Here is an 18,498-nt window from a genome sequence, read left to right as displayed (position 1 = left end):
GTGCCGCATCGGCTGCCGGGAAGACGCTGCCGGCTGCGGGCACGACCCGGCGCCGTCCCGCTTCACCGGCGGCATGGTGCGGTTCACGGTGCCCGGGGGTCCGGCCCGGCCTCGGGGCTGCCCCGGGGGATCCGGCGCAGGTCGGTCATCAGCGAGTCCAGCCACGACACGGTCGCGTAGTACAGGCGCGGCGCGCCCGGCGGCTCGGTCAGGGGCCCCTGGATGGCCGGATCGACCAGCGGGATCTGCCCGGTCGGGGTGTCCGCCCCGGGGTCCAGTGCCGCCGAGACCAGCAGCATCCGCCCGGCCACCCGCTCTCCCAGGCCGTTGACGGACTCGGCCGCCGCGGTGCCCAGCCCCGTGAGCGGCGGCGTCAACAGCCGGTCGGAGCCCCACAGGGTGTGGTGACCGGCCATCAGTGTGGCCTGCCAGTCCACGGAGCGCAGCCCGGCCCGGCGCGCCGGGCCGCCGAAGGGCGTCGGCTCGCTCTGGAACTGCGCGTACGCGGACTCGGCGAGGATGACCGCGCGCTGCAGCGACCGGTGACCGGGCACTCCCGCGGAGACGACCACCACGCCGCCGCCCGCCACGCATGCTCCGGTCGCCACCACGATCTCGGCCGCCCGGCGCAGCAGTTCCGCCGCCGCGTGGCGCAGCTCGTCATGGGCGCCGCGCGGCCAGGCCAGCAGCCCGAAGACGGCGCCGATCGCGCTGCCGACCAGCACGTCCAGCATCCGCACCTCCGCCAGTCGCCAGGTCGGCGGGGCCAGCTGGGCGAAGACCAGGGCCACGAGCACGGTGAACAGGCCCTGCGCCCAGCCGACGCCCTTGACCGGCCCCACCGTGAAGGCGAACAGCATCCACAGCGGCAGTACGACGGCGTAGACGGCGGTGTGGGGTCCGGCCACGCTCAGTACCCCGGCGGTGACGAGGGCTCCCGCCAGGGTGCCGGCGAGTGCCAGACGGATGGTGTGCCAGGTCTCGTCCATGGTGGTACGGGTGAGGGTGAGGGTGGCGAGCGTGGCCCAGAATCCGTGGGGCAGCGTGTCCACCCCCGCCACGAGCCGGGCGGCGGTCAGGGCCAGGGCGATGCGGACGGCGTTCTGGAAGAACACCGACCGGCGTCCCGCGTGGCCGCGCACCCGGTGCCACCACAGCATCGGCGCCCGGGCCCTGGCGTACCAGAAGCGTCCCGGCGTGATCCGCACCGCGGCGTGTCTGCCGTGCACCGCCAGGTCGGCCGCCGTGGCCATGGCGAGCGCGGCGTCGGCGATCTCCAGAGCGGCGGCGTGCCGGCGCAGCACGGCGGGCGGGAAGTCCGGCGTGCGGGCGGTCGCGGCCGGGAAACCACCGATGGGGTCCGGGTCCGCGGGCACGTTGGTCCCGGTGGCGGCCGGGCCGCCGGGTGCGCAATCCCTGGCGGTGGCCGGATCCCCGACCGCGACCGGGCCCGCGGACACCGCGGACAGGCGTGCGCGTGCCTTGCGCAGTTCCTCGTACGGTGCCTCCGGCGAACGCCCGGTGCCCAGACAGGTCGCGGTCGCCGTGGCCAGCCGTGCCACGGCCCGCAGTACGGCGGTCACCTCGGGACCCGGATGCCCGTCCGGTGCGGCGGGCAGTTGCGCCAGGCGGCTGAGCAGGGTGCGCGTGGCGAGGCCGGTGTGGGCGAGGGCACGGTCGCGCACCCCTGGTCCGGCCGGGCGTTCCGCCTCCGGCACGGTCAGGGACCGCAGCGACCGGCCGGTTTCCCAGGCTGTCCGGATGTCCGGGTCGGTCAGGGCGTACGGGGGTGCGGCGAGGAGGGTCGCGCAGTGCGCGGCCGTGTGCGCGGCGTGGGTGGCCCGCTCCCGGTAGGACGGCGGGCTGGGCTCGGGGAAGATCAGTGCCTCGGCGGCGACGAGGAGGGCCAGTCCGGTGGTGGTGCCGATGAGGCGCTCACCGAGCGTGTCGGGGGCGTACGGCGGGAACGACGGGAGGATGTAGAGGAGTTGCAGGCCTGGCGCCGCCCCTGCCGGGCGCGGGCCGCCCACGGCGGCGAAGGCCAGCGCGAAGCCGACCGCCAGCATGCCCGCGACGGCGCTCCAGGTCCGCACCGACAGAAACGTGCCGACGACGACCAGCAGCCAGCACACCGGAAGCAGCCGCAGCATGGTCGCCGCTCGCTGCCGGCCGGTGCCCGGGATCTTGGCGAGTCCGCCCAGGGCCACGGCGGCGAACAGGGCGTACGTGGCCGCCACGGGCCGATCGAAGCCGTAGCGGAAAAGGTAGAAGCCGGCCGCGGCGACCAGCGTCACGCGTACCGCCCGGCGGCCCGAGGCGGCGTAGTCCGGCGGAATCCGGCGGACCGGGACTCGACCCACTCCTCCAGAATCGCCCACCGTCGATCGCCCGGCACGCCGCGACCCGGCGCACCGGTGGGACGTGATCCCGGTCGTGCCGGCGCGTCAGCCCAGGGTGAAGCGGACCGGTGTGCCCGCCGCGGCCTGGGCGGCGACCGCCAGGGCCGCCTCGGCGACCACGCCGATCACCGGGTAGCCGCCGGTGGTCGGGTGGTCGTGCAGGAACACCACCGGCCGCCCGTCCGGGGGCACCTGTACGGCGCCGAGCACCATGCCCTCGCTCGGCAGCTCGCCGGCCGACACCCGCTCCAGCGACGGTCCCTCGGTGCGCAGGCCGATGCGGTTGCTGTGCTGCGACACGCGGTACGTCGCCGAGGTCAGGGTGTGCAGCGCGGCGGGCGCGAACCAGTCGGCGCGGGGGCCGAGGCGCAGGGGCAGGGTCAGTTCGGTGGGCGGCGCCGGCCAGGGGGCGCCGGCGGGGAGCGCCGGCTGCGGGGCGGGGGTGCCCAGCGGGAGGACGTCCCCGTCCCGCAGGGGTGCCGGGCCGAGTCCGGAGAGCAGGTCCGCGGAACGGCTGCCGAGGACCGGCTCGACGGCTATGCCGCCGGCGACGGCGACGTAGGAGCGCACGCCCGACGTCACGGCGCCCACGTTCAGCACGGCGCCCGCGGGCACCCGTACGGGCACCCCCCAGGCCGCCGGCCGGCCGTCGACCGTCACCGGGCAGGGCGCGCCCCCGATCACGACGGTCACCCCGTGGTCGGGGCGCAGGGCGCAGCCGGTCAGGGTGGTCTCCAGGACGGCGGCGTCGGAGGCGTTGCCGAGGAGCCGGTTGGCCAGGTTCATGGCGGGGGCGTCCAGGGCGCCGGAACGGGGGACCCCCAGGTGGGCATGGCCGCGCCGGCCGCGGTCCTGGACGGTGGTGAGGGCGCCGGAGCGTACGACGGCGAGCTCGGCCTTCATGGCGTGCCGTCCTGGGGGACGAACCGCACGCGCGTTCCCGGGGTGAGCAGCGCCGGTTCCTCCCGGGTGAGGTCCCACAGGGGTGCCGGGTCGGGCATGGTGCCGATCAGCTGCCAGCCGCCGGGGGTGGAGCGCGGGTACACGGCGCTGTAGGGGCCGGCGAGCGCGACCGCGCCGGCCGGGACCCGGGTGCGGGGCGTGTCGCGGCGTGGCACGTGCAGTTCGGCGGGCAGGCCGGTGAGGTAGCCGAAGCCGGGGGCGAATCCGCAGAAGGCGACGCGGTAGGTGTACGAGGAGTGCCGGGTGGCGACCTCGTCGGCGCCGATGCCCCACAGGGCGGCCACCCGGGCCAGGTCCGGGCCGTCGTAGCGTACCGGGATCTCCACCGTCGCCCCGTCGTCGGCCGCGTGCGACGGCAGGTCCCAGCCGGCGATCCGGCGGGCCAGTTCCTCCGGGTCGGTGACGCCGTCCAGGAGTACCGTCCGCGCACCCGGCACGATCTCCTCGACCGGTGGCAGGGTTCCCGCGGCGCGCCGTCGCAGCAGTTCGGCGTGGAAGGCTCCGGTGCGCTCGGCGTCCGGCAGTTCGACGAGCAGGGCGCGCCGCCCGGCAGGGCGCACCTCGACGGACCGGCTCTCGGTCATGCGAATGCCCTCACCTCGACTCCGGCCGCGTCGAGTGCCTCACGGACCCGCGCGGCGATCCGGGCGGCGCCCGGGGTGTCGCCGTGGACGCACAGGGAGCGGGCGGCCACGGGGACGGTCGTACCGTCCACGGCCTCCACGGCCCGGTCCACCGCGAAGGCCAGCGCGCGCCTCACCACCGCCTGCTCGTCGCTCACCACGGCGCCGGGCTCGCGGCGCGGCACGAGCGTGCCCGCGGGGGTGTAGGCGCGGTCGGCGAAGGCCTCGGGTACGGCGGTGAGGCCCGCCTCCTCGGCGGCGGCGAGCAGCCGTGACCCGGGCAGGCCCAGCACCGGCGGCGTTCCGCCCGCCAGGCGTACGCCGGCCACCACGGCCGCGGCCTGTTCGGCGTCGTGCACGGTGCGGTTGTAGAGGGCGCCGTGCGGCTTGACGTAGGCCACCTCGGCACCGGCGGCCTCGGCGAAGACCCGCAGCGCCCCGATCTGGTAGGCGATCTCGGCCGCCAGCTCGTCGCCCGGCACGTCCATGGCGCGGCGGCCGAAGCCGGCCAGATCGCGGTAGGAGACCTGGGCCCCGATCCGGACGCCGCGTTCGGCGGCGAGGTCGCAGACGCGGCGCATCACCGAGGGGTCGCCGGCGTGGAAGCCGCAGGCGACGTTGGCGCTGGTCACGACGGAGAGCAGGGCGTCGTCGTCGGTGAGGGTCCAGCGGCCGAAGCCTTCACCGAGGTCTGCGTTGAGGTCGATCACTCCTTCAAGGTAGGCGATTGTTGAACGATCCGACAAGGGATTGATTTTCCTGCCTACCCCTTGTTCGATCGTTGAACGATCCCCTAGGGTCCCGGGCATCCCTCACGGATCCGGGGCCCCGGATCCGCGCCGCTCGGGCGTCCCGCCCGCTCACGCCTAAGGCAACCGTATGATCGTTCTCCTCGGCGTGGTCGTGGTGATCCTCGGATTCGTCACGCGCCGCAATCCCGTCCTCGTGGTCGGTGTCGCCGGTGTCTTCACCGGACTCATCGGCGGGATGAACCCGCTGGAGGTCCTCGCGGCCTTCGGCCGGTCCTTCGCCGACAGCCGCTCGGTCACCGTCTTCGCCGTCGTCCTGCCCGTGATCGGCCTCCTGGAGCGCTACGGCCTGCGCGAACAGGCCCGCAGACTCATCGGCCGGCTCGGCGGCCTCAGCGCCGGCCGGTTCCTCACCGTGTACCTGCTGATCCGTCAGATCACCGCGGCGTTCGGCCTCAACAGCATCGGCGGTCCCGCGCAGACGGTACGCCCGCTGGTCGCACCCATGGCCGAGGCCGCCGCCGAGCGCACCGCGGGCGCCGCGCTGCCCGAGCGCATGCGGGAGAAGGTACGTTCCTACGCCGCCTCGTCCGACACCGTGGGCCTCTTCTTCGGCGAGGACTGTTTCATCGCGATCGGCTCGATCCTCCTGATCACGGGCTTCGTCAACTCGACGTACCACCAGAACCTCGAACCCACCCAGCTGGCCCTGTGGGCGATACCGCTCGCTGTCTGCGCCTTCCTCGTGCACGGCGCCCGCCTGCTGCTCCTGGACCGGCAGTTGCAGCGGGAGATGGCGCTCGCCGCCGCCGAACACGACCTGCCGCTTCCGAAGGAGAACAGCAAGTGATCAAGGTCGAGTGGCTCTACTGGCTCGTGGGGCTCGTCTTCGTCGTCATGGCCGCGCAGATGGCCGCCGACCGCAGCAACCCCAAGCGGTGGACGTCCGCCGCGTTCTGGGGCCTGCTCGGACTCACCTTCCCCTACGGCACCGGCGTCGCCGACGCCACCGCGAAGAACGGCGGCTGGACCCTGCCCGCCGAACCGCTCGGCGCCGCGGTCCTCGTCCTCATCGTGCTCGCCGGATTCAACTTCCTGGGCAAGGGCACGCCCGTCACCAGCAGCTCCGAGGAACGCGAGGCCTCCGCGACCCGGCTCGGCAGCAAGATCTTCGTCCCCGCCCTGACCATCCCGCTCGTCGCCATCGTCTGCGCCTCGTTCCTCGACACGTCCGGCCTGTTCGAGACCGGCAAGGCCACCCTCCTCGGGCTCGGCGCCGGCTGTCTCGTCGCCCTTGCCGTCGGCATGCTGGTCACCGGCGAGCGCAGGCTGTCCGTACCGCTCCACTCCGGCCGTTCCATGCTGGAGGCGATGGGAGCCGCCCTGCTGCTGCCCCAGCTCCTCGCCGTGCTCGGCTCGCTCTTCGCGCTGGCCGGCGTCGGCACCCAGGTCGGCAAGATCGTGCACGACGTCCTGCCGGACCACTCGAAGTACCTCGCCGTCATCGCGTACTGCGTCGGCATGTTCCTGTTCACCCTGATCATGGGCAACGCGTTCGCCGCGTTCCCCGTGATGACCGCGGCGATCGGCTGGCCGGTCCTCGTCGGGCAACTGCACGGCAACCCGCCGGCCGTCCTCGCGATCGGCATGCTGGCCGGGTTCTCCGGAACGCTGTGTACGCCGATGGCCGCCAACTTCAACATCGTCCCGGCCACCCTGCTCGAACTGAAGGACCAGTACGGCCCCATCAAGGCTCAGATCCCGACGGCTCTTCCGCTGCTGGCCTGCTCGACCGTGATCATGGCGCTGTTCGCGTTCTGAGCCGACCGACGCCCCTCGTGGAGGACATGCCATGACCCGCGTGCTCATCACCGGTTTCGCCCCCTTCGACGGCCAGCGGGTCAACCCGTCCTGGCAGGCCGCCCTGCTGGTGGCCGCCGAGCCACCGGCCGGGCTGACGGTCGGCGCCACCGAACTCCCCTGCGTCTTCGGCAAGTCCGTCGACACACTCCGCGACGCCATCCGCGGTTCCCGCCCCGACCTGGTCGTGTGCCTGGGCCAGGCGGGCGGTCGCCCCGGCGTCACCGTCGAACGTGTCGCCGTCAACGTCGACGACGCACGCATCCCCGACAACGCCGGCAACCAGCCCGTCGACGAGCCGGTGGTCCCGGGCGGTCCCGCCGCCTACTTCTCCACCCTCCCCGTGAAGGCCTGCGTCGCCGCCTTGCGCGCGGCCGGCGTCCCGGCCGGCGTCTCCAACACGGCGGGCACGTTCGTCTGCAACCACGTCGCCTACGGCCTCGGCCACCTCCTGGCCACCGAATTCCCGTACGCCCGGGGCGGTTTCGTGCACGTGCCCTGGGCGCCGGAACAGGTCACCGACGGCAGCGCCCCGGCTCTTGAGACCACCACGGTCGCGCACGGACTGCGTGCCCTGCTGCTCGCTGCCGCCGACACCCCGGCGGGGCAGGACCTGAAGGTCACCGAGGGAGCCACACACTGACGCCGCTCACGCGCACGCGGCGGGCTTCGCCGACCTCACACGGAGTACCCCCACTCGCCCGTACACCTGATGACGTCACCGGACGAGGGCGTACGGCCGAGCGCCGGTCACCGAGGTACGCGACAGCCACCTCACGCCCGAGGACATCGGCCGGCGGCCACTCGCTCCGCGACCGGTCGCCAGGAGTCGGGCGGAGCGACCCGCAGGCCCTCACCTTCCCCGCGTCGTCCGCGCGGCGCGGTGCGAGCGCTCTCCGGGGACAGCACCAGGTCCGGATCGGCCGCCGCCAGCTGGCGTTTGGCCGGGATGTGCGCGGCGACCAGGCGGGCGACCCGCGGACCGAGCAGCCCCTCGACCGCCACCGCGGCGTGCCTGCCGTCCCCCGCCTCGTCGGCGGGCACCAGAAAGTGGCCGATGCCGTGGACCAGCCCGGCCAGCTGAAGCTCCTGGTCCCGCGGGTGGCTCACGGCGAGCGGGGCGGTGACCTGGAGGCCGTGGTCCGGGATGTCCACCGGGTCGCCGGACCGGTCCGGGGTGTCCCAGACGGCCTCGCAGTCGGCCAGCAGGGCCATGAGCGCGTCCACGGACGGGACGGGGTCGTACGTCATGCGGCCACGCTGCCGCGCCCAGGGGTACGGCAGGTGACGGCGGCTTGTACGGGGTGGTCCGCGGTGCCGAGCGGGGGGCACGCTCAGCCGCTCAGCACTCCGCTCATGCTGCCGGCAGGGACCGTGTCGCCGGGCCGGGGCGTCTTCACCGACACCGGCGTGCCGAGCCCGGACAGTCCCGTCGTCACCTTCACCTGGGTGCCGGCCAGGTTCAGTGTCATGCGGGTCTGCACCAGCCGCCCACGGCCGTCGACCCACGCGTCGGCGAAGACCGGGAGGTCGTCCCCCAAGAGGTCCCGGCCCTGGTCCATCTTCGAGCGGACGTCCGGGGCCATTCTCAGCGTGAGGGTCTTGTGGTCGAGCGTCCCTCGGTAGTGCGCGGCCCGCACACCGTTGACGGTCTCCTCACCCTCACGGGAGACGTGTCGCATCGCGGATATCTGCCGGAAGACATGCTCCGGGTCGTTGACCGGGGCCCGGAGCGCGTAGTGTGCCACGGCCTTGTCCCGGGGCATCACGCCCCACGTGCCGGCGTCGGGACCGGAGGCGCCCCGGACGTACACCTTGCCGTCCGCGAAGACCTCGTCGAGGTGCGAGATGCCGCCCTCCGGAAAGTCGACGGCGAGGGAACCCCGGTCGCGACCGAAGTCGAACCCACCGGTGACGGTGAGCGCGTACTCCCGTCCCCCGCCGCCGATCTCGATGCGCTCGTGCAGGCGGGCCGATGTCGTACCGGTCCGGGCGACGGCGGCGCGCACGGCGGCATCCAGAGCCGGGGAGGACGAACCGGCCTTCGGCTTCGCGTCATCGGAACCGTCACCGCTCGCGGCACAGCCCGCGCACAGCAAAGCGGCGACAGCGGCCAAGGGCAGGGCACAACGCATCGGCTCTCCGGAGGAAGTCGTGAACGAGCACGGCGTCAGATGCGTCGTTCGGCGCGTCCTGCGTGGCTCGGCATGGGGGCGCTGCCGGTGGTCCGGCCGACGCGCCTCACAGGGGAGATTACAACGATCTTACTGGGGGACCGCAGGCGATCCGGGTGACCGGGCTCCGGGCATCCACGGGCATCCACGGGCGCCCTAGGTCGCCTGGGCCTTCGCCGGGACGCACAGGGAGGCGAGGACGGCGGCCGTGAGGTAGGCGAGGGCGCCGGCGGCCATGCTGACCCGCAGCCCGGTGCCGTAGCTGTGCGCCGTGGCCAGCAGGCTGCCGCCGAGTGCCACGCCGGTGGCGCTGCCGACCTGGCGGGTGGTGTTGAACAGCGCGGAGGCGGTTCCCGAGTAGGCCGGGGGCGCGGCACCCATCATGGTGGTGGTCGAGCCGGTGAGGGCGAAGGACGTACCGAACCCAGCGGCCATCATCGGCGCCACCAGCAGCGGGTAGGCCGGATCGGACCCGGCCGCGGCCCAGCCGGCCAGCCCGAGGGCGGCGAGCAGCATGCCGGCGACCACCAGCGGACGGTCACCCGTGCGGCGGGCCAGCCGGCCCGACAGGACGGAGGCGAACATGGTCATCGCCACCGCCGGGAACAGGGCGACACCGGTGCCCAGGGCGCTGTAGCCACGCTGGTGCTGGAACTCCAGGCTGGCGGTGAACACCATGCCGTAGAAGGCGAAGTTGAACAGCATGCCGATGACGGCTCCGCCGCTCATCGCACGCGAGCGCAGCAGCCGCAACGGGAGCGCGGGCGTCGCGGCCAGGCGCTCGCGGAGCACGAACGCGGCGGCGGCGAGCACGACCAGACCCAGCCCGGCGAGCACGGCGGGATCGGACCAGCCGCGCCGTCCGGCCTCGTTGAGCGCGGCCGTCAGGAGCGCCACCGCCGCCACCACCGCGCACTGTGCCGGCCAGTCAAGGGCCCGGTCGGCGCGCCGGGGTGAGCGCGCCACGTACCGACGCGTCAGCACCAGGCAGGCGACGCCGACGGGCAGGTTGATGAGGAACACCCACCGCCAGCCCACCGTGGAGACGAGCAGCCCGCCGAGCAGTGGTCCGGCGGAGGCCGCGATGCCCGCCATCGAACCCCACAGCCCGAAGGCCCGCGACCGTGCGGACGGTTCCGGGTAGGACTGCTGGAGCAGGGCCAGGGAACCGGGCACGATCAGTGCCGCGCCGAGTCCCTCCACCAGCCGCGCCGTCACCAGGAAGGGGGCGTTCGGCGCGAGCGCGCACGCGGCGGAGGCGAGCGTGAACAGCCCCGCTCCCGAGCAGAAGACGCGACGGTTTCCCAGCCGGTCGCCCAGCGCCCCGGCACTGAGCAGGAAGCCGGCGAAGACGAGGGTGTACCCGTCGGTGATCCACTGGATGCCGGTGAGCGAGGCGGACATGTCGCGGCCGATCACCGGTACGGCGACGTTGATGATCGTCACATCGAGAATCACCATGAAGTACCCGGCGCAGACGGCCAGGAGCGGTGCGTAGGAGTTCCGTCCGGACAGCGGGGGCGGCGCGCCCGGGGGTGCGGAACCACCGTCCCTGCCAGACCCTGCGAACGGCACGTCCCGTACTCCCTCCCGTCGCGCGGCTCTTGCACCGGACGTCACCGTAAGGGACGGACGGCCGGCACCTGGGGAACCGGGCTGGTGTGCTGCGCCGCCGCGGGTACGTCCGGCTACGGGGAGAGCGGTCGGCGGCAGTTGGGCCGGGCTGACCCGTTCGCCCGGTACGTCCGCCATGAACGGGACGAGCCGGCGTCGGGCCGGGCTGCACGACGCCGCGTGCCGGGCGTAGAGCGCGACTGCCGTCCTCCGCCTCGTCCACTGCAGGTGCCGTTCCGGCCGGATCCGGACCGGCTGGACTGATGAAACCGGTTGCTCCATAAGGGTGTTGCACGCGGTTGTTGCCCGTTGTGAGCGGCTGCTTCCTCGATGATCTCCGCGTCGGCGCTCGGCCGGCCTTGCGATGACGAGGAGTGGCCTGGTGTCGGACCGGAGTGTTGGCCGAAGGCGGTCGGTGGGGCGGCACGGTTGGTGGGCCGCGGTCTGTGCGGGGCTCACCCTCGCGCTGGGCGTGGGGCAGGGCACGGCAGCCGCGGCAAGCGCCCCCGCGCCCCCGGTGCCGCGGGGGAAGATCCTCACCGCGCCGTTGGGGGCCGTCGGCTCGCTCCTCCACCCGGACGCGTCGCCGCCCGGGGCCGACGACTGGAGCTGCAAGCCCACGCCCGAACATCCGCGCCCGGTCGTCCTGCTGCACGGCACCTTTGTGAACGCCTACGCCGACTGGGGCCTGATGGCCCCGTATCTGAAGCAGGCGGGCTACTGCGTCTTCGCTCCCAACTACGGGGGGCCGGCCGGTTCTCCGGTCAAGGCCACCGCGCACATCCCGGACTCCGCCCGGCAGATCGCCGACTACGTCGACCGTGTGCTGAAGGCCACGGGAGCCCACCAGGTCGACCTCGTGGGGCACTCCCAGGGCGGAGGCGTGCTGCCCCGCTGGTACCTGCGGTTCGACGGCGGCACCGACCCCGCGCACCCGGACCGGAACAAGGTGCACAGCCTCATCGGCCTGGCGCCGTCCAACCACGGCACGACCGCTTCCGGCCTCGGCACGCTGACCACCGAGCTGGGGCTCAACCCGGCCGTGTCCGCTGTCGCCGGGCAGGCCTACTCGGACCAGATGGTCGGATCCGAGGTGAACACGACGCTGGACCGGGACGGGGACACACAGCCAGGGGTCGCCTACACCGTCATCGCCACCCGATACGACGAGGTCGTCACCCCCTACCTGCACCAGTACCTGACCGCGGGACCGGACGCGACCGTGCGGAACATCCTGATCCAGGAGGTCTGCCCCGGGGACACCTCCGAACACCTGTCGATGGCCTTCGACTTCAACGCCCTCCAGCTGGTGACCAACGCCCTCGACCCCGCCCATGCCCGTCCCGTCCAGTGCGGCCTCTCCCTGCCCGTACTCGGCGGCTGAGACGAGGCGGACGCCGCCACGGACGGTCCGGGGTCGCGGCGCTCACCGACGGGCGTCCGGGCGGTTCCGTCCGAGGACCGCGTTGCTCAGTCGGGGTCCTGAGCGTTTCTCTGCCGTAGACCCCCATCCAAGGAAGTCCGGATATGCCCCGTCCTGCTCATATCGCCATGGTCGGCACGCCTCTGGTCGGCCATGTGCTGCCCAGCCTGGAGATCGTCCGTGAGCTGGTGGCCCGCGGTCATCGCGTGACGTACGCCATCGCCGACCCCGTCGCCGAGCTGATCGCACCCACCGGCGCCGAGCTGGTCGGCGTCACCTCCACTCTGCCGGTCGCCGCCCGCGACTGGCCGCAGGATCCCATCGCCTCCGCCTCCCTCTTCCTCGGCGAGGCGATGGCCGTACTGCCACAGCTGCACGCCGCGTACGACGACGATCCCGCCGACGTCTATCTCTACGACGTCGGCGCGTACGCGGGCCGCGCGCTGGCCGAGGCGCAGGGCCGCCGCTGCGTCCAGCTGTCCGCGGCACATGTGGCCTGGGAGGGTGCCCAGGAGGAGATCGGCGCGGCATTCGCCCGGCTGCCCGGAGGATTCGCCCACCGGGCGCGGTTCGCTGCCTGGCTGGACCGGTGCGGTGCGGTGACGACGGACGTGGAGGAGTTCACCGGCCACCCGCGGCGCGTGCTGGCCATGATCCCCCGCGCCATGCAGCCGCATGCGGAACGTGTCGACACCGAGGCGGTGACGTTCGTCGGCCCGTGTTACGGCGTGGGTCAGGAGCAGGACGGCTGGATGCGGCCGGCCGGTGCCAAGAAGGTGCTGCTGGTCTCGCTGACGGGCTCGGCGTGCCACGGGGCGCAGGAGACCTACCACCAGTGCGTGGCGGCGTTCGCGGATCTCCCGGGGTGGCATGTGGTGCTGCAGAGGGTCAGTGGCAGCGCTCCGGGCGAGCGCGTCCCTCGCAACTTCGAAGTACGGCCGTGGGGGGCGCCGCTGCCGATCCTTGAGCACGCGGACGTATGGGTGACGCACACCGGTGTGGGCAGCAGCAGCGAGGGCCTGTACGCAGGCGTACCGATGATCGCGGTACCGAACGGGCCCGACCAGTCGCTCCACGCCGACCGGCTGGTCGAACTGGGCGTCGCCCGCCGGATCGACGCCGCTCACGTCACGGCGGCGACGCTGCGTACCGCCCTGATGGAGCTCATCGGCGATCCGCGGGTCGCGGCGCGCTCGGCATGGCTGTGGTCCGAGGTGCGCGCCGAGGGCGGCACGCGCCGGGCCGCGGATCTGATCGAAGACCAGCTGGTGGGGGACAGAGTCGGCTGACAGGGCAGGACGGTCGTCGCGTCGGAGGGCGCCGGGGGTGCTGTTCCCGACGCGCGCGTCTGTCCACGCCGGCATGAGGCAGCCCCCGGCACGCTCACGCGGCAGGCTCGCCGCAGACGCCGCCCCGCCTCGCTCGGCTCACGGCATTTCAGCAGGTCAACGGGATCGCCCTCGCGGTTTCAACGGGACCGTCGGCAGCTCGGGCGCCGGCAGCGGGTCGCCGTCGTAGCCCTGTACCGAACCGAACCGGTCCCCCGACGTCCACGCGTCGCGAGCCTGTACGACCTCCTCATGTGACCGGCAGACGAAGTTCCACCACATGATGATCTCCTCCTCGAACGGCGTGCCGCCGAGCAGCACCGTCCGTGCGACGCCGTCCGACTCGTTCGTCAGCGTCAACGCGCCGGCACCCGGGGGGACATAGCCGAGCTCCGCGGGACCGACCACGGTGCCGGCCAGGCACACCTCGCCCTGGTCGACGAGGAGGCCGTGCTCGAAGCGGGGGTTAACGGCGAGGGTGAGGGTCGCACGGGGCTGGAGGGTGATCTCGGCACCGAGCAGGGGCGTGAACGTCCGCACCGGGGAGACACTTCCGGCGAGGGAACCGAGGAACACCCTGATCTCGGCCCCGTCGGCCAGGGCCGGCTCGGGCGCGTAGTGCTGGAAGTCCCGCTCGGTGTGACGGTGCCCCTCCGGCAGCGCCACCCACAGCTGCACGCCGTGCAGGATCGTCGTGCGCGGGGTGGACACCTCCGAGTGGGCTATGCCGTGTCCGCCGGTCATGAGGTTCAGCTCGCCGGGCCGCACGAAGGCGTGGCTCCCCATGCTGTCGCGGTGCTCGATCTCCCCGGTGAACAGCCAGCTCACCGTCTGCAGCCCGGTGTGCGGATGCGGGGCGACGTCCATGCCGCCCGTCACCGAGACGTCGTCGGGGCCGTAGTGGTCGGCGAAGCACCAGGCGCCGATCAGGGTCCGGGCGCGCTGCGGCAGTGTCCGCCGTACGGTCATCGCCCGGGGGCCGCCGAGCGGGACGTCGCGCGGGCTGAGCACCTCGACGCGCGCCGCCCCGGCCGGGCGCACGCCGTCGGCCGCTCCACCGCACCGCACCTCGGCCGGTTTCGTTTCGACGTTGCTCACCGTGGACCGCCTCCCGGAAATATTGTTCGATATTCAACTATCATGCCATGATCGTAGCCGTTCGGCACGGGATCCTCATCCGTCCGGACCATCGCATGCCGAGGCGGCGCGCTGTTGCGGCACATCATGATCAGGTGCCGGAACTCTCCGGACCGTGTCTCTCCGGCGGGAAGGAAACCCTGCGATGGTCGACGAGCCGATCTTGGTGCTTGCGGCAACGGGCGGACAGGGCGGGGCGGTGACCGACGCCCTGCTGGATCGCGGGGTCCGGGTCCGCGCCCTGGTGCGCGACCCGGGGCGCGGAGCGGCACGGGCCCTGGCGGACCAGGGCGTCGACGTGGTGGCGGGATCCCTGAGCGATCGCGACTCGCTCGCCGCGGCGATGCGCGGCGTGGCGGGTGTCTTCGCGTTCACCACCCCCTTCGAGGCCGGTCCGGAGGCGGAGGTGGAACAAGGACGGTCGATCCTGGCCGCGGCCGCGATGACGCGTGTGCCGCATCTCGTGTTCAGCTCGGTCGCCGGGGCCGACCAGCACAGCGGCGTACCGCACTTCGACAGCAAGGCCCGCATCGAGGCCGAGCTGGCCCTGAGCGATGTCCCCCACACGGTCCTGGGGCCGACGTATTTCTTCGACAACACACTGAGCGGTGCGGAGCGCATCGTCAGCGGTGTCCTCGACCTGCCGCTGCCGCCCGATCGGCCGCTGCAGCAGCTCGCCCGCCCCGACCTCGGCGCCTTCGCGGCGAACGTACTCCTCAACCCTGCGCGGTACGTCGGGCACCGCATCGAGCTCGCCGGCGACGCGCCCACCCCCAGCCGGATGGCGGCAGCGCTGGGTGCCGCGCTGGGACGGGAAGTCCGGCACGAGCAAGTGCCTCTGACGGCGATCACCAACCCGGACATGCACGCGATGTGGACGTTCCTGAACGGCCCTGGCTACCGCGTCGACATCGCCGCCCTGCACGCCGCGCATCCGGAGATCCGCTGGACCGGTTTCGCCGACTGGGCCCACAGCGCCTTCGCGTAGCGGCGTTCTCCCCGGCCTGTTCTGCGTCCCCGTGCCTGCCGGCGGTCCGCAGAAGGGGCGACGGCGCTGCGAACGGGCCCCCGCTCCCGATGTCAGCCGGTGGCGGTGAGATCCGTCCGCAGGACGGCGCGCCGCCCCCGCAGCTCGCCCCTCTCCATCCGGGCGTGGACGTCGGCTGCCGCGCTCAGCGGGAAGGCCTCCATGCTCCGCGGGCGCAGAGCACCCTGAGCGAACAGGTCGTTGACGTACGCGGCGGCTGCGGCGAGTTCGTCGGGGGTCGCGTGCGAGATCACGAACCCCACGACGGAGCGGTCGTGCGCGTACAGCGCTCCGGCGGGCACTACGGGGCGGGTCCGGATGCCGGCCAGCAGCACCACGCGTCCTCTCAGCGCGAGCAGTTCGACCGTGGTCTCCAGGTCGTTGACACCCGCCGTGTCCAGGCACAGGTCGAGCCCCGCCGGTGCCGTCGCGCGGATCTTCGCGGTCAGTTCCGGATCCCGGTAGTCGAAGACCTCGTCCGCGCCCAGCTCCGCGCAGTACCGGGCGTCCCGCGCGCCTGCCGTGGCGAGGACACGGGCGCCGGCCCGTACCGCCATGGTCACCAGAGCGCTGCCGACATTGCCCGCGGCGCCCGCGACCAGCACGGTCTCCCCCACGTGGAGCCGTCCGTGGACGAACAGGGCGAGATACGCGGTCGCCGCCGGATGCACCACCGCCACCGCCGCGTACGGATCGACCCCTTCGGGCAGGTGGTAGAGCCGATCGACCGCCACCACCGCCTGCTCCGCAGCCGCGCCCTGCCGGCCGCCGTGCCCGAGGCTGTTGCACCACACCCGGTCCCCGGCACGGAAGCCGGTGACACCGGGTCCCACCTCGGCGACCGTGCCGACCAGGTCACGGCCCACGACGAAGGGAAAGGCCACCTGTGTGGGGAACAGCCCCGACCGTACGAAGGTGTCCACCGGGTTGACCGGGGTGGCGAGGACGTCCACCAGGACGTCGGTGGGACCGGGGCGGGGAGCGGCGATCTCGCCGTACCGGATGACGTCGGCGGGCCCCAGCTCCTCGATGTACGCAGCACGCATGGCATCGCATGGTGTCACCGGCACCCCCGGTAACGGCGCAGCAGCCGAGGGACACAGCGCCGGACAACCCGCACGGGCTCGCTTCGGCCGACCTGGCGGTTCCAGGGCGGGACGGTGGGCGCTGCCCGACCGGCAGCCGGTCAGCGCCTCGCCGCGACGCCCCGGCCCGCTCCGGAACACCCGCACCACGGCCAGGGTCATGGCGTCTCAGTCGCCCCAGGGGGCACCTGGGCCCGGGCAGGTCGTCACCAGCGCACCGCGGTGAAGTCGATGGGCTGTTGCCGCAGTTCCCGGGCGCGTGCCGTCAGCCGCTGCAGTCGCGTAGCCATCTCGTCGGCGGGGAGCCGGCGGCGGTCGCCGTGGCCCGGCAACAGCCACTCGAAGCGCAGCCCGCCGACGGTCCGGGCCAAGGAGGCGGCCAGCTCGCTGATGGAGTACCAGGTGACACTCTCGACCACTTCGACGTCCCCCGTGGTGCGCGACCAGTAGAAGCTGTCGCCGCTGAAGCAGTAGCGCTCGTCCGCCACGAACAGCACGCTGCCTCGTGTGTGGCCGGGCAGGGGGTGGGCGATGACGCCCTCGGCGATCTCGGCGGGGTCGGTGCCCCGCAGCACACGGTCGGCGTCCGGGGCGGCATCGAGGTCTCCCTCGTGGATCCACAGCCGGGCGCCGAAGTGGTCGGCGTAGCTGCGTCCGTGCGCGGCGTGGTCGCGGTGGGTGAGCAGGACGTCGGTGACGGGGCCCAGCGACGCGTAGCGTGCGGCCAGCGCGGTGCTCCAGCGCGGGGTGTCCACCATCATCGTGGTGCCGCCGGGGCGACGTAACAGGTAGGAGTTGGCCCCCGCGGTCTCCCTGGCGTTGTGTCCGCACAGGTACACGGTGTCGTCCAGAGCCATCGGGAAGGGATCCAGCGACGCGTCCAGCCGCCCGCCCGGAGGATGGATCGACCGTGTCTGGCAGGCATGGGCGGCGGCGTGCAGCTGTCGTACCTCGGTCAGGTCGCGGGGCTGGCGCAGGACTGCCGCGCGTCCTTCGACCTCACCGATCAGGTCGGGGGCGAGCTGTCGTGCGACGTCGCAGTTCGTGCACCGCTCGTCCACGTACCACCCGTCCTCGAACCGTTCCTCGCTCATGGCGGATTCCTCTCGCATCGTGGCCGTCCGGCCCGGCTTCTCCCTCTCCAGGGGTATCCCGGGCCGCGGGCAGAAAGGAAGGGGGTCCGGATCTTGCACTTGCGACATGGCGCTGCTCTGACCGGGCTGTTGACGATCGGTGTCCGTTGGGCGCAGAGAGCGGGTCGCCCTGCCGCTGTCGACCGGCCGCCCACAGCGGGGACACACCTGCGCCGCGCGTGCTGGGCCACGGCGACCGGCCCCAGGACGAGGAGTTCGGCCGGATCGCGGCCGAGATGCGGGCCGGCGTGGCCGCCGGCGAGGATCCGGGCTCACCGGTCGCGGGCATGCACCGCCATCTGGCCGGACAGGCTGTCGCGGACTGGCAGGCGGTCCTCACCGCGGCCCAGCGCCTGGACCAGGTCGGCGTCGGCCGGTGGGCTACTGCGGTATGTCCATGGGCTGCGGGCTCGGCATCCCGCTCATCGCCGCGGAGCCCCGCATCCGCGCCGCGGTACCGGGCCTGCTCGGCGTGCACGGGCTGGCCGAGGACGCCGCACAGGTCACCGTGCCGGTGCGGTTCCTCGTCCAGTGGGACGACCAGATGGTGCCCCGGGACCACAGCCTGGCGTTGTACGACGCCCTGGCCTCGGCCGAGAAGACACTGCACGCCAACCCCGGCAAGCACGGGGATGTGCCGCCCTTCGAAGTCGACAGCTCGCTGCGGTTCTTCGCCCGGCATCTGAACTGACCCAGGGAGACGTCCCCGGCGCGCCGGCCGGAGCCTGGTCCCGGCCCGCGCGTTCGGGCCGGGCGGTCTCGAAGCCGGCCACTCCCCCACGCGGCTCGCACCGCTGCCCCCGTGCGGCCGGCCCCGGGGTCCACGACGTCCACTCGCCGCGCGTCACCAGTCTCGGGGAAGCCGCCGTGCCGCTCCGCACCGGCCTGCGGGCTCCCCCGCCGAGCGGCGCTCCGGGTGCACCCCGGCCGCGGCCTGAGGACCCGCGGCAGGCCGGAGACCCATGCCGTAGCGGGGGAATTTG

At 73.2% G+C, this 18,498-nt stretch carries 16 protein-coding genes and 1 pseudogene; 7 read left to right on the top strand and 10 right to left on the bottom strand.

Going from position 1 to position 18,498, the window contains the following annotated elements:
- Positions 1-83 precede the first annotated feature (83 nt).
- The 4 genes from IO33_RS0107090 to IO33_RS0107075 all read right to left on the bottom strand — a co-directional run bounded on the left by IO33_RS0107090 (position 84) and on the right by IO33_RS0107075 (position 4,695).
- A complete protein-coding gene (locus IO33_RS0107090) occupies positions 84-2,360 on the bottom strand; it encodes an FUSC family protein (protein WP_107069250.1) in 2,277 nt (758 codons plus the stop codon).
- An 84-nt stretch (positions 2,361-2,444) separates the two neighbouring features.
- Positions 2,445-3,302, bottom strand: coding sequence for a 5-oxoprolinase subunit C family protein (locus tag IO33_RS0107085; protein WP_031161458.1), 858 nt, complete (start codon positions 3,300-3,302; stop codon positions 2,445-2,447).
- On the bottom strand, positions 3,299-3,946 hold the full coding sequence (locus IO33_RS0107080) for a 5-oxoprolinase subunit B family protein (protein WP_031161455.1): 648 nt from the start codon (positions 3,944-3,946) through the stop codon (positions 3,299-3,301). Before IO33_RS0107080 ends, IO33_RS0107085 begins: the two co-directional genes overlap by 4 nt.
- A complete protein-coding gene (locus IO33_RS0107075) occupies positions 3,943-4,695 on the bottom strand; it encodes a LamB/YcsF family protein (protein ID WP_031161452.1) in 753 nt (250 codons plus the stop codon). The genes IO33_RS0107080 and IO33_RS0107075 overlap by 4 nt, the downstream gene beginning before the upstream one ends.
- Positions 4,696-4,864: 169 nt before the next feature.
- On the opposite strand from IO33_RS0107075, the gene IO33_RS0107070 reads away from it, so the two are divergent.
- Genes IO33_RS0107070 through pcp form a run of 3 tightly spaced genes read left to right on the top strand, consistent with a single transcriptional unit; the run spans position 4,865 to position 7,237 of the window.
- On the top strand, positions 4,865-5,584 hold the full coding sequence (locus IO33_RS0107070; RefSeq protein ID WP_031161450.1) for a DUF969 domain-containing protein: 720 nt from the start codon (positions 4,865-4,867) through the stop codon (positions 5,582-5,584).
- Positions 5,581-6,555 (top strand): DUF979 domain-containing protein, encoded by a 975-nt coding sequence (locus IO33_RS0107065; protein WP_031161447.1) that lies wholly within the window; start codon positions 5,581-5,583, stop codon positions 6,553-6,555. The genes IO33_RS0107070 and IO33_RS0107065 overlap by 4 nt, the downstream gene beginning before the upstream one ends.
- A gap of 31 nt (positions 6,556-6,586) precedes the next feature.
- Positions 6,587-7,237, top strand: a complete 651-nt coding sequence (gene pcp, locus IO33_RS0107060) for a pyroglutamyl-peptidase I (RefSeq protein ID WP_031161445.1) — start codon at positions 6,587-6,589, stop codon at positions 7,235-7,237.
- Between the two features lie 131 nt (positions 7,238-7,368).
- On the opposite strand, the gene IO33_RS0107055 is transcribed toward pcp, so the two are convergent.
- The 3 genes from IO33_RS0107055 to IO33_RS0107045 all read right to left on the bottom strand — a co-directional run bounded on the left by IO33_RS0107055 (position 7,369) and on the right by IO33_RS0107045 (position 10,343).
- Complete coding sequence (locus tag IO33_RS0107055; protein ID WP_031161443.1) at positions 7,369-7,845, bottom strand: hypothetical protein; 477 nt, start codon at positions 7,843-7,845, stop codon at positions 7,369-7,371.
- Between the two features lie 83 nt (positions 7,846-7,928).
- On the bottom strand, positions 7,929-8,729 hold the full coding sequence (locus IO33_RS43925; RefSeq protein WP_063765740.1) for an SCO4651 family lipoprotein: 801 nt from the start codon (positions 8,727-8,729) through the stop codon (positions 7,929-7,931).
- Between the two features lie 195 nt (positions 8,730-8,924).
- Positions 8,925-10,343, bottom strand: coding sequence for an MFS transporter (locus IO33_RS0107045; protein ID WP_031161437.1), 1,419 nt, complete (start codon positions 10,341-10,343; stop codon positions 8,925-8,927).
- 454 nt (positions 10,344-10,797) lie between these two features.
- Between IO33_RS0107045 and IO33_RS0107040 the strand changes: the two genes are divergently transcribed.
- Together IO33_RS0107040 and IO33_RS0107035 are read left to right on the top strand one after the other, a co-directional pair.
- The gene (locus IO33_RS0107040) at positions 10,798-11,766 is read left to right on the top strand and encodes an esterase/lipase family protein (protein ID WP_245235724.1); all 969 of its coding nucleotides are present in this window, start codon (positions 10,798-10,800) and stop codon (positions 11,764-11,766) included.
- Positions 11,767-11,909: 143 nt separating this feature from the next.
- Entirely contained in the window at positions 11,910-13,094 is a 1,185-nt protein-coding gene (locus IO33_RS0107035) for a macrolide family glycosyltransferase (RefSeq protein ID WP_245235723.1), read from the top strand.
- 156 nt (positions 13,095-13,250) lie between these two features.
- Here the strand turns inward: IO33_RS0107035 and IO33_RS0107030 are convergent, their stop codons facing one another.
- Entirely contained in the window at positions 13,251-14,231 is a 981-nt protein-coding gene (locus IO33_RS0107030; RefSeq protein ID WP_031161430.1) for a pirin family protein, read from the bottom strand.
- Positions 14,232-14,415: 184 nt separating this feature from the next.
- Here IO33_RS0107030 and IO33_RS0107025 point away from each other — a divergent pair, with 184 nt between their 5' ends.
- Positions 14,416-15,258: an NmrA/HSCARG family protein gene (locus tag IO33_RS0107025; RefSeq protein ID WP_031161428.1), complete on the top strand. Its 843-nt coding sequence runs from the start codon at positions 14,416-14,418 to the stop codon at positions 15,256-15,258.
- Between the two features lie 92 nt (positions 15,259-15,350).
- Here IO33_RS0107025 and IO33_RS0107020 read toward each other — a convergent pair whose 3' ends face one another.
- Both IO33_RS0107020 and IO33_RS0107015 read right to left on the bottom strand, forming a co-directional pair.
- Positions 15,351-16,343 (bottom strand): NADPH:quinone reductase, encoded by a 993-nt coding sequence (locus IO33_RS0107020; RefSeq protein WP_031161427.1) that lies wholly within the window; start codon positions 16,341-16,343, stop codon positions 15,351-15,353.
- 245 nt (positions 16,344-16,588) lie between these two features.
- Positions 16,589-17,476, bottom strand: coding sequence for an MBL fold metallo-hydrolase (locus IO33_RS0107015; RefSeq protein WP_031161426.1), 888 nt, complete (start codon positions 17,474-17,476; stop codon positions 16,589-16,591).
- A gap of 386 nt (positions 17,477-17,862) precedes the next feature.
- Here IO33_RS0107015 and IO33_RS43920 point away from each other — a divergent pair.
- A pseudogene (locus tag IO33_RS43920) lies at positions 17,863-18,206 on the top strand (dienelactone hydrolase family protein); the annotation flags it as partial.
- Positions 18,207-18,498: the final 292 nt, after the last annotated feature.

The sequence above is a fragment of the Streptomyces durhamensis genome (assembly GCF_000725475.1).
Taxonomy (GTDB): Bacteria; Actinomycetota; Actinomycetes; order Streptomycetales; family Streptomycetaceae; genus Streptomyces; species Streptomyces filipinensis.
The sequence above is the reverse complement of the archived record's forward strand: the minus strand, read 5'-3'. Positions and strand labels throughout refer to the sequence as shown.

Excerpts from the sequence above, each read along its gene's own strand:
- IO33_RS0107085 (WP_031161458.1), bottom strand. The coding sequence starts at position 3,302 with ATGAAGGCCGAGCTCGCCGTCGTACGCTCCGGCGCCCTCACCACCGTC.
- IO33_RS0107080 (WP_031161455.1), bottom strand. The coding sequence starts at position 3,946 with ATGACCGAGAGCCGGTCCGTCGAGGTGCGCCCTGCCGGGCGGCGCGCC.
- IO33_RS0107070 (WP_031161450.1), top strand. The coding sequence starts at position 4,865 with ATGATCGTTCTCCTCGGCGTGGTCGTGGTGATCCTCGGATTCGTCACG.
- pcp (WP_031161445.1), top strand. The coding sequence starts at position 6,587 with ATGACCCGCGTGCTCATCACCGGTTTCGCCCCCTTCGACGGCCAGCGG.
- IO33_RS0107055 (WP_031161443.1), bottom strand. The coding sequence starts at position 7,845 with ATGACGTACGACCCCGTCCCGTCCGTGGACGCGCTCATGGCCCTGCTG.
- IO33_RS43925 (WP_063765740.1), bottom strand. The coding sequence starts at position 8,729 with ATGCGTTGTGCCCTGCCCTTGGCCGCTGTCGCCGCTTTGCTGTGCGCG.
- IO33_RS0107035 (WP_245235723.1), top strand. The coding sequence starts at position 11,910 with ATGCCCCGTCCTGCTCATATCGCCATGGTCGGCACGCCTCTGGTCGGC.
- IO33_RS0107025 (WP_031161428.1), top strand. The coding sequence starts at position 14,416 with ATGGTCGACGAGCCGATCTTGGTGCTTGCGGCAACGGGCGGACAGGGC.
- IO33_RS0107020 (WP_031161427.1), bottom strand. The coding sequence starts at position 16,343 with ATGCGTGCTGCGTACATCGAGGAGCTGGGGCCCGCCGACGTCATCCGG.
- IO33_RS0107015 (WP_031161426.1), bottom strand. The coding sequence starts at position 17,476 with ATGAGCGAGGAACGGTTCGAGGACGGGTGGTACGTGGACGAGCGGTGC.